The sequence below is a fragment of the Nonomuraea sp. NPDC005983 genome, assembly GCF_040614375.1.
Classification (GTDB): domain Bacteria; phylum Actinomycetota; class Actinomycetes; order Streptosporangiales; family Streptosporangiaceae; genus Nonomuraea.
Genome location: NZ_JBEXUP010000036.1, coordinates 56,117 through 66,431, shown reverse-complemented (window position 1 = coordinate 66,431; position 10,315 = coordinate 56,117). Strand labels below are relative to the sequence as shown.

7 protein-coding genes and 1 pseudogene are annotated in these 10,315 nt (G+C 69.0%); 7 read left to right on the top strand and 1 reads right to left on the bottom strand.

Going from position 1 to position 10,315, the window contains the following annotated elements:
* Positions 1 to 606: 606 nt before the first annotated feature.
* Positions 607 to 1,353 (top strand): annotated as a pseudogene (locus ABZ297_RS18420) (serine hydrolase domain-containing protein); the annotation flags it as partial.
* Between the two features lie 480 nt (positions 1,354 to 1,833).
* Here ABZ297_RS18420 and ABZ297_RS18415 read toward each other — a convergent pair.
* Complete coding sequence (locus ABZ297_RS18415) at positions 1,834 to 3,342, bottom strand: alpha/beta hydrolase (protein ID WP_355347027.1); 1,509 nt, start codon at positions 3,340 to 3,342, stop codon at positions 1,834 to 1,836.
* Positions 3,343 to 4,458: 1,116 nt separating this feature from the next.
* Between ABZ297_RS18415 and ABZ297_RS18410 the strand changes: the two genes are divergently transcribed.
* The 6 genes from ABZ297_RS18410 to ABZ297_RS18385 all read left to right on the top strand — a co-directional run bounded on the left by ABZ297_RS18410 (position 4,459) and on the right by ABZ297_RS18385 (position 10,164).
* The gene (locus ABZ297_RS18410; protein WP_355347024.1) at positions 4,459 to 5,619 is read left to right on the top strand and encodes a histidine kinase; all 1,161 of its coding nucleotides are present in this window, start codon (positions 4,459 to 4,461) and stop codon (positions 5,617 to 5,619) included.
* 18 nt (positions 5,620 to 5,637) lie between these two features.
* Positions 5,638 to 6,351 carry a response regulator transcription factor gene (locus ABZ297_RS18405; protein WP_355347021.1) on the top strand — a complete coding sequence of 238 codons (714 nt, stop codon included), beginning with the start codon at positions 5,638 to 5,640 and terminating at the stop codon, positions 6,349 to 6,351.
* A gap of 201 nt (positions 6,352 to 6,552) precedes the next feature.
* Positions 6,553 to 7,740: a lipase gene (locus ABZ297_RS18400; protein WP_355347018.1), complete on the top strand. Its 1,188-nt coding sequence runs from the start codon at positions 6,553 to 6,555 to the stop codon at positions 7,738 to 7,740.
* 319 nt (positions 7,741 to 8,059) lie between these two features.
* Entirely contained in the window at positions 8,060 to 8,674 is a 615-nt protein-coding gene (locus tag ABZ297_RS18395; protein ID WP_355347015.1) for a LuxR C-terminal-related transcriptional regulator, read from the top strand.
* Positions 8,675 to 8,685: 11 nt separating this feature from the next.
* Positions 8,686 to 9,210 carry a hypothetical protein gene (locus tag ABZ297_RS18390; RefSeq protein ID WP_355347012.1) on the top strand — a complete coding sequence of 175 codons (525 nt, stop codon included), beginning with the start codon at positions 8,686 to 8,688 and terminating at the stop codon, positions 9,208 to 9,210.
* Between the two features lie 294 nt (positions 9,211 to 9,504).
* Complete coding sequence (locus ABZ297_RS18385) at positions 9,505 to 10,164, top strand: SRPBCC family protein (protein WP_355347009.1); 660 nt, start codon at positions 9,505 to 9,507, stop codon at positions 10,162 to 10,164.
* Positions 10,165 to 10,315: the final 151 nt, after the last annotated feature.

Here is a 10,315-nt window from a genome sequence, read left to right as displayed (position 1 = left end):
GCCTGCGTCCTGCCGGTGTGCGCCAGCGCCTCATCGACCATCTCGAACGGGATGAGCCGGGTCAGCTCACCCAGATGCCCGGGCGCGAACGCTCCCGCGGCCACTACAACATCACGGCACATGACAGACTGGACATCCAACGGAGCTCCCGCCGAACAGTGATCTTGGTCGACACCGTTCTAGCAGGAGCTCCGTTGTTGTCTTCGCTGGCTTGACAGACCCACCACCACGCTAACTAAGCGGCATTGGATCTAGATCTTGTACCGGGTGTCCATTCCGGGGCGTTCTGATGCGCCGGGTCTGGACGGATTCCCGGTTGGTGTCCGCCCGGCTCCTCGTGCTGGTCATGACCCAAAGACCATCGCCTGAGACCGTCGCGGCAGGATCTCGTATTTCCGTACGAGCCGTCGGTGCTGCATCAGTCGGCCCAGCAGCGTGCGCTCGGCGACCCAGAGGCGCGGCAGTACACGGAAGCCGTGATCGCAGAGGCGCGTGGCGGCCTCCACGACGGTTTCGCGTCGGGCACCGCGGCGGATCACGGTGCTGCAAAGCCCGCCGCCGCAGTGGCTCGCCGGCCTGGACCTCGGTGGCGGCATCAGGCAGCAAATGCCCCACTACCTGCGACACTGCCGTCATCGACCTGCTCGCGGACGTCCAGACCGCCTGGCGCACCCACCGCGAGCGCAAGAAGCGCGACGCCGCCCTCCGCTGTCTCGAAGAAGGCGACCGACCACGAGCAGGAGAACCCGATCGATGATCGTCTTGCATTCAATCGGGACCGTCGCTACCGGCCTCACCCGTGCAGGGTTCGATGAGCACCGCTTCGACGAGGCCACCATCGAAGACCTGCTGAGGATCACGGTGTCCCAGCCGCCAGTCGCTGAGCCCGGGGAACGCTTCGAGTACGCCAACGGTGGCTTCTATCTCGCCGGGGCGATCATCGAGAAGGTCACCGGCAACAGCTACGCCGAGGAGGTCGAGCGCAGGGTCATCCAGCCGCTCGGTTTGACCGACACCTTCGTGCGCCCCGCCCAGGATACGACCTACCCCGATCCGCACCCACGTGCGTACTCGAAGCTGTTCTTCAAGGACGGCGCCGACCCGGCGGCGGTCACCCCGGAGAACTGGGAATCGATGATGGAGGATCCCGGGCTCGACCCCATGGACGTCACCGAGGCCAACACCTCGAGCGGCTGGTCGGCCGGCAACGTCGTCTCCACCACCGGCGACATGATCCGCCTCGTCAACGCGCTGGCGAGCGGCAGCCTGCTGCCACCGGCCCAGCACCGGCAGATGTGGACCACGGTCTCCACCGAGGGCGGCCACTGGATGCCGCATGCCCGCTACGGCCTCGGCCTGTTCGAGTTCGACAAGGCGACCACCGGCGACCGGACACTGCGCGGCGCCGACATCCCCCATCTGGAGCATGGCCGTCCCGATCGCAATCACCGAGTGCTGGCCGGCCTTCGGCGCGCCACGCCATGGCTGGGCATGCGTGGCCTGATCGTGACCGCCGTGGTGTTCGTGCTCGGCGTCGCGCTGGTCGTCTCCAGCACTATCGCCAAGGCGGGCAATTTCCGCACCATACCTCGGCTCATCGTCTCGTTGCCGTCATTGGTGCGCTGCTTGCGCTGGGCTGGCATGGGGGCCGGATCGCTCCTCGTCCGCAGGCGGCGAGGCGCACGCGTCCCCGCAGACCCTGCAGCCCGGCCACGCGCAGGCCCACCTGGAGCCCAACGGGGCTCGGGGCGGGTCTGTCACCGTTCTCCGTCGGGCCGCCGTGGCCGATGGCGTTCAGGCCAAGCGGCCAGGAGGCCGAGGAGATGCTGGGGGTCAGGTGGCGGGGCAGGAGGCTTCCTTGGCGGGGACCTTGCCGTTCACCACGTAGTCCTCGACGATGCCGCTGATGCAGGGGCCACCGGCCGGGTAAGCGGCGTGCAGATCGCCGCCGTAGGTGACCAGCACGCCGTTGGTGAGCTGCCTGGTCAGGCTCGCCGCCTCCTTGGTCGGTGCGGCCGTGTCCTGCTCCGAGCTGATCACCACGATCGGGGCCGGGCCGGTGTGCCTGACCGTGCGGCCTTCGGGATCGACGGGCACCGGCCACTGCGCGCAGGTGGGGATCAGGAAGGCGGTCATCGGGCTGAGCTGACCGAAGATCGGGGAGATGCGGGTCAACTCGGCCTCGATCCTGGGCAGGTCCTGTACGGCGGGCCGTTCGCGGTCACGGCAGTAGACCGCGCTGTTGTACGGGGACGAGCCGAAGACCCCGAAGAGCGGGTAGGTGCCGTCCTGGCGTCCGGTGATCGCGTCGGCCAGCTTCAGCAGGGGATCTCCATCACCCTTGATCGCCTGGGCGAGCCTGGCCTCCAATTCTTGCCAGTACGGCTCTCCGCCAACCACGGCCTGCAGTGCGGCGATCGCCAGACTGGCGCCGACAGGACGGTCGCCGACCTTGAGCGGCTTGCTCTTGAGCCGCTCGACCAGTCCCTCGATGGCGCTGTTGACCTCCTTGGTGTCCTTGCCAAGGTCACAGCTCTCCTTGACGCACCAGGCCAGGAACCTCTCGTAGGCGAGCTGGGAGGTGTGGGTCAGCTGCGTTGCCACCTCGACCACCGACTGCCGGGGGTTCAGCCCGGCGTCCAGAACCATCCGGCCGACCCGCTGGGGATGCAATGTGGCGTAGACACCGCCGAGGACGCTACCGAGGGACATGCCGTAGTAGTTGAGCTTGTTCTCGCCCAGCGCCGCGCGTAGCCGGTCCATGTCCCTGGCCGTATCGCCCATGCCCGCGTGCGGCAGGATCCCGCCGGCCCCCTTCTCACAGGTGCGGATGAAGTCGGCGGTCGCCTGCAGGAACGCCTTGCGGTCGGCCGGGTTCCTGACACCCGGGTTGACGGCGAACAGGCGGTCGGCTGTGGCAGCCGAGCCGCAGGTCAGCGGGGAGGTGCCGCCCGAGCCGCGTGGGTCGAAGCTCACCAGGTCGTAGTGTTCGCGCAGGGCCGCGTACTTCTGGTGGCCCGCCGCCAGTTTGATGACCCCGTTGCCGCCGCCACCGAAATTCATCACCAGCGAGCCGATCCGGGTGCCGGTGGCCTTCGCTCTGATCACCGCGACGTGGACGGTCCCGGCGCTCGGGTTGCCGTAGTCGAGCGGCACGGTCAGTTTGCCGCAGTCCAGGTCCGCGGTGGACACGGGCAGTCCGGTACACGCCCCCCAGGAGATCGCGGGTGCCGTGGCGGCCGTACCGGTGGTCGTCTCTGCGATGGCGGTGGTGGCCGGCAGGAGTCCCAGCGCGGCCGCCACCGGCAGCACCAGGGACCTGGGTGATCGGAGGATCAACATGATCGCCTTCCGGGTTGGGGAATCTCTCCGCCGACCCTTCCAGCGGTGCTCCCGCGGCTCTTCCCCCATGGGGATGAAACCACTCGCCGGGTGGCCCTCCTCGCAACCGACGTCAAGATCCACCCTGTTGACGACGCCGGTCGTGTGCGGCTTCCTCCTCGGGCATGGGTAGGACCTCCAGCTCAAGATCATCCGTTGGTCCGTGTCGCTCCGCGATCGGGACTTCTAGCGTCAGCACATGACCCACGCACACCACTGGATGGCCGCCGCCATTGCCGGGCTCGCCATGCTCCCCGGGCTACCCGCCCACGCCGCCTCCACCACCCGGCCTGGTGTCCCTCGGTCCCCGGCCACCAGGTTGAATGCGACACCATCAGCTGCCCGCTCGTACATGCAGATGGTCGATGGCGAGCAGGTAAGCGACACGTTGGCCGTGCTCCCGGAGACATTCATCTCCCTACCGTCGACTATCTCGCACTTCCGGCAACGCCGCCTCGCGCACATTGCCCGGGCCACGGGCGGGACAGCTGCCCCTGGAGCCGAGACCACCAGGCGGACTGCTCCCCAGAGCGATGCGGATACGCGTCGGACAAGGGAACCGCCCCCCTCATAGGGAGGCCGCCATACCCTGCGAACGCTTCTACCCGAGATCATTCTCAGTGCGGATGGCTGTTCCTGGGGCTCACCCCTGGAAAGCCCTCGCTTGACGCGACAAAGCCACGTTGCTGCGATCGCAGTAGCGCGCTGACCAGGTCCGGCGACTGAACCTCGTGATCATTCGGCGGATAACGTTGGTTCTGTCCGGTGTGCCGACTGCCGCTTTCGTCACCCAGAGCTACTTTGGGGGTCATCGCACGGACCCGAGTGGAGGGCCTTCCGGACGTCTGGCCGGACTCGGACCGCCTCCGCTCCTGTCGGCCCCGGAAGTGAACACGCCCAGCCCTGGCTCGCCGAACAGGATGACCTGCCCCGCCCGGGACCTGGGGGCCGGTGCGGCGCCACCGGGCGTCAGCCCAGGACCGTACGGCAGAGCTCATCCCAGCGGATGATTTCGGCCCGGACGATGACATACTCCGGGACGATCTCTCCGATGGGCTGCGCCCATAACGTTGCTCCGTGTCCGAACCGCGTCCGCTGATCGCGCGACGGCTGCGTCCAGGCCATTGGGCCGCTTTGGACGCGGCCGCCGCGGCGCTGCTCGGTGTCGGCTTCTCCGCCGCTGCGCTGTTGCAGGGCAGGGCTGTGACAGTGCCGCTGCTCCTCGCCGCCTGGCTGCCCCTCTCCGTGCGCAGACTGTGGCCCGGCCCCGTGCTGTGGTGGGCGCTCGCCACCGCGACACTCGCCGGGTTAGCAGGTGAGAGCGAGTCGTTCCTGGTCGTGGCGGTGGCGCTGCACATGGTCGCGCTTTCGCAACCGCGGCGGCCCGCGGTCACCGCACTCGTCGCGTCCATGCTGGTGATAGTGGTCGTGGGCTTTCGGCAACCGTCATGGACGCAGGCGATGTCGCTGATCGTGTTCGCGTGGCTGCTGATCGGCCTGTCCTGGACCGTGGGCATGGCCGTACACGAGCAGCGGGCGCACGCGGCCCGCGAGATCAGGCAGTCGGCACGCCAGGCCGTGACGGATGAGCGGCTGCGGATCGCCCGCGAGTTGCACGACGTCGTGGCGCACAGCCTGAGCGTCATCACGGTACGAGCGGGCATCGCCAATCACGTCACGGAAACCCATCCCGAGGAGGCGCGGCGCGCGCTCGCCTTGATCGAGGAGACCGGCCACGCCGCCCTCGCCGACATGCGTCTCGTGCTCGGCACGCTGCGCCGCGCGCCCGGCCCCGCCTGCCGCGACGGGGGAATCGGCGGGACCGGTGAACGCCGACCCCTTCCGGGGCTGGCCGACGTCTCTGAGCTGGCCGTTGGAGCGGAGGCGGCTGGAGTCGCGGTCGACCTGTGCATCGACCCGGAGTTGGCGGTCTCCGGCGGTGTGGGGCTAGCGGTCTACCGGATCGTTCAGGAGTCGCTGACCAACGTGATCAAGCACGCCGCCCCGACGCGTTGCCAGGTCACAGTCGCGCCCGGAGAGCCCGGCGAGGTGGTGGTCTTGGTCAGCGACGAGGGCCCGTCCGGCCCCCGGCCCCTGATACCGAACGCTCAGAGCGGCGGTAACGGCCTGGCCGGGATGTGGGAGAGAGCCGCCCTGTGCGGTGGCGCGTTGTCAGCCGGACCGCGACCGGGGCACGGGTTCGTCGTGGAGGCGCGGCTGCCCACCCTGGCACAGTGAGCAAGGGATGACCACCTGATGGACACGATCGTGGGCGAAGGCGCGCATCCCGGCGGCAGGGCGTCACGAGTGCTCGTGGCCGACGACCAGCCACTGCTCCGCGTCGGATTCCGACTGCTCATCGACAGCGTCCCTGACCTGGAGGCGGTCGGCGAGGCGGGCACCGGGCGCGAGGCCATCGACCTGGCCGGGCGGCTGCGGCCGGACATCGTCCTGATGGACGTGCGCATGCCCGACCTCGACGGCCTGGAAGCGACCAGGCGGATCCGCGCCGATCCCGCCACCGCCGACGTCAAGGTCCTCATCCTCACGACCTTCGACCTCGACGAGTACGTCTACGCCGCGCTCCGCGCCGGAGCCAGCGGTTTCCTGCTCAAGGACACCCGCCCGAGCGAGCTGCTCGCCGCCCTGCGCGTGATCGCCGCTGGTGAGGCGCTGCTGGCGCCTACGGTGACCAGGCGGCTGATCGCGGAGTTCTCCCGCCACATGCCCGATGATCCGGGGGCGCCGAGCGTCGACCTCGGCCGGGTCACCGACCGCCAGCGCGAGGTGCTGTTGCTGATCGCCCGCGGTCTCACCAACGCCGACATCGCCGAACGGTTGGGCGTCGGCGTGGCCACGGTCAAAACACACGTCCGCCGCCTGATGACCAACCTCGACGCGCACGACCGCGCCCACCTCGTCATCGCCGCGTACGAGAGCGGGCTGGTCAGCGCCTCGAGTGGCCACTGACCCGCAGTCCGGCAGTCCTGCGGGACGCGCGAACGGGCCTCGCCCCAGCGGCCCGCTTGTCCCCAAGCAGATCCCGGCCACGGCGTAATCCCGCAGGCTGATTCCTCCCGATGACGGAGCATCGCCGTACCGTCCTGGGGTGACCCGAAGCCCGTGCTGCGGGCTGAGGTCAGAGGCCGAACCGTACGGAACGGTAGAAGCATGATCAGAACAAAAGTCGCGGCCTTCGCAGCCGCTCTGCTCACGCTTTCGGTAACTGCGACCGCGACCACGGGCGTCGCCGCGGCGGCCGGCACCGAGCCGGTGCGCTTCACCCTGCCGGAACCTTCCGGGCCTTACAAGATCGGCACGGTCTCGCTGCATCTGGTCGACGAGTCGAGGAAGGACCCGTGGGTGACCACCCCGCGGAAGCGCGAGTTGATGGTCAGCCTGTGGTATCCGGCCCGCGACGTACGTCGGCGTCCCCTCGCCCCATGGATGCCGCGCGCTGCCGCCGACCGCTACCTGGGCTACCTGGGACTGGCACCCGGCGGCGTGACCTTCGGCCGAACCCACGGTCATGAGCAGGCACCCGTCGACCGGAGTCTCGGCCGGCTGCCGGTCGTGTTGTACTCCCCGGGCGCCAACGCGTCACGGTCCTTCGGCACCGGTGTGGTGGAGGACCTGGCCAGCCACGGGTACGTGGTGGTCACGATGGACCACCCCTACGACGCGGCCGTGGTGGAGTTCCCCGGTGGCCGGGTCGCCATGAACCCCGATGGGGAGATCACCGACTTCGAGAAGGCTGTCGCCGTACGCGCCGACGACACCCGGTTCGTGCTGAATCAGCTGGCCATGCTCCAGGCCGGCCGCAACCCCGACGCCGACCACCAGAAGCTCCCGGTGGGGCTGCAGGACACCCTCGACCTGCGGCAAATCGGCATGTTCGGCCACTCACTGGGCGGAGCGGCCACCGCGAACGCCATGTACGCCGACCGGCGCATCAAGGCCGGGATGGGCCTGGACGGAGCCGCGCTGGGGCCGGTCGTCGAGGGCGGGTTGGACCGGCCGTACCTCGTCGTGGACACACCAGGGAAGGGCGGCATGGGCACCAACCCCATGCTGCGGAAGTTCTGGTCCAACCTGCGTGGATGGCGTCTCAATCTGACCCTGAACGGAGCCGCGCACAACTCCTTCGGCGATGACGCGCTCCTCCTGCCCGTGGTCGCGCCACTGCTGAAACTGTCCACTCAGGAGCTCCAGGAGATGGTGGGCACCATCCCGACAGCGAGAGCGCTGGCTTTTCAGCGCGCCTATCCGCGGGCCTTCTTCGACCTGCACCTGCGCCACCGCGGTCACCTGCTGGACGGCCCCTCCTCGCGTTTCCCCGAGGTGAAATACACCGGCTGACACGTCCTCGTGGAGCGGCCGTCGTACCGCTGCCGGTCGGGGGGCGTCTCCCGGCGAGGCGGCGGCGATCACAACGAGGCACGGCAGAGCTGTCGGGTTCACCCCGCACGGAGGGACGCGGGCAGCCCTGCGTGCCGGGCACGGCGACGGCGCGGCATCCCGGGGAAATCCCTGTGTTGACGATCTTCGCGGTGCTGTCGATCAGCGGGCCCCGGATGGCGACCGCCGCGTACGGGCACGCCCTCGGCGTATCGGCGCCGGCTCGGCAACTTGGGCCCTCACCTGGACGGCCTGCCCTTCTGGTCAGGGCCCGGCGGAGATGGAATGCGCCGCGATCACGGTGCCGGTGGACTGGTCCACGCCAGGCAAGGCCACGATCAAGCTGGACCTCGCCCGGCTGCCCGCCACGGAGCCGTCGCTCCGCCTCGGCAGCGTTCTCGTCGTGCCCGACGGCGGTCCGGGGATCCAAGGCGTCCTCTCTTCGGCCTCCGAGTCGTTCACGAAGTTGCGCCGGTACTTCGATGTCGTCGGCTACAACCCGCGCACCAGCGCGGCAGGAACGGTCGCGGCGCGGGCGCTGCTCGGTCCCAGCGTGAGAGACGAGCTGGCCGGGCGGGTGGAGACGCTGCGGGAGAGCCGGGCGGAGGTGGTCAAGGTCGCCGACGCGGGCGGTACGGCCCTGGACCCCGAGGTGGTCGCCCAGTTGCTGGTGCGCCGGCACAGCAATCCGCTGAACCTGCTGACCCGCAGGGAGTGCGAGGTGCTCACGCTGATCGCGGAGGGACGGTCCAACACCGGGATCGCCGAGGCGCTCGTGGTCTCCGACAGCGCGGTCGGCAAGCACATCAACAACATCTTCGCCAAACTCGGGCTCTCCGGTGCCGACAAGGATCACCGGCGAGTGCTGGCCGTACTGCGATTCCTGAAGATCTGAGAGGCGACGTGATGCGAAGAGCGGTGCGGGTTCGATGGATCGTCTCCGGCGCGGCGCTGACCGTGTGCACAGTAGTGGCGATGGCGTTATCGGCGTGGTCCGAGATTCGCGTCCCCCACAGCTCGGACGTTGCTTTCCCCGGCTCCTACCAGTCGTCGGTCCTCGATCAGAGGGGGACCGAGACCAGGACCGTGACGTACGCCATCACCACGCCCCAGATCGTCGTGGACGTGCGGGGCAGGGTCGACGTACGGGTCGCTCCAGGCGTCCCCGGACGCATCACCGTCCAGCGGGAGACCACCTGGCAGGGCGGGTCACCCTCGATGAGCGAGTCCTGGGAGTCGGGGAAGACGCTGCGGGTCGAAGTGACCTGCTCCCGGGACCTGGGGCGAGTGGATCCCGGCTGCCGCACGGTCTACACCTTGAGCGCACCCCGCGGCGTCGGCGTACTGGTGACGACACCCGGCTGGACCATGCCGTGCCCGCCGGCCACGGCGGAGGTGACCTGTGGCCCCGCGTCACACGATCCGTCATGAGGGAAAGCACACGTCGCGCAGGAACGGCAGGCTCGTCTTCTTGCGCGCCCGCGCCGACTCTGGCGATCCGCATGCCGCCTGGCGGCTGACTTGTTTGCCGGCCCGACGAGGCCAGGAGGAGGACCTACGCGCTGGTATTGAGGCGGATCCTGGGCCCAATGCTGCAGTTAGAAGGTATCACGAATGCTATTGACGCTTCCTCGGCCGTTCAGTTATAACTTCTAACGCAAGCATGAGGATCTAGTTGATCGGTGCAAGCCCACCACCGCACCCGCCACACGAAGGAAGAACACCATGACCACCTCCCCCCGGACCCGCACGCGCATCGCCGTGCTCACCCTCGCCGTCGCCGGCGTCCTCACCGCCAACACCCCCGCCGCACAGGCCACCACCACGCAGCAGCCCCGCCCCACCCAGCACGGCGGGCTCCAGTGCCGCGGCGCAGGCGTCGACCCCGCCGCCAAGATCCGCTACCGGACCAAGGCCCTGATCAAGGCGCCGCTGAGCACCATCTGGAACGTGCAGACCGACATCAAGCGCTGGCCCACGTGGCAGAAGCCCGTCACCAGCGCCAAGCGCCTGGACCGGGGCCCGCTGCGCAAGCACTCGCAGTTCCGGTGGACCACCCCGGTGCCCGCCACTCCCCTCACTCCGCCCACCACGCTGGTCATCACCTCCACCGTCCGCCAGCTCCAGCACCACACGTGCATCCGCTGGACCGGCCCCGCGATCGGCAAGGGACTGCGCATCGACCGCGGCGTCCACGTCTGGACCTTCACCAAGGTCAAGGGCGGCGTCCTCGTACAAACCGAAGAAACCCACGCCGGAAACCAGATCGAAACCGACGTCCCCCTCGCCACCGACTTCCTCGGAAAAGGCCTCGAAGCCTGGCTGCATGACCTGAAGACCACCGCCGAAGCCCGCGCCGAAGCCAAGCAGCGCGGCAACCGCTGACACATCCCCCGGCCCTCATCGGCCCCGTACACGAGGACCTCAGGGGGCTGTTAAAGGCGCGGATGCGCGGCTGGAAGCGGGACAGGCGTCAGCCGCCGCAGGTCGGCGGACCGATGGAGCTTCGTCGTGCAGGGCTGCGACCGGGGAACCT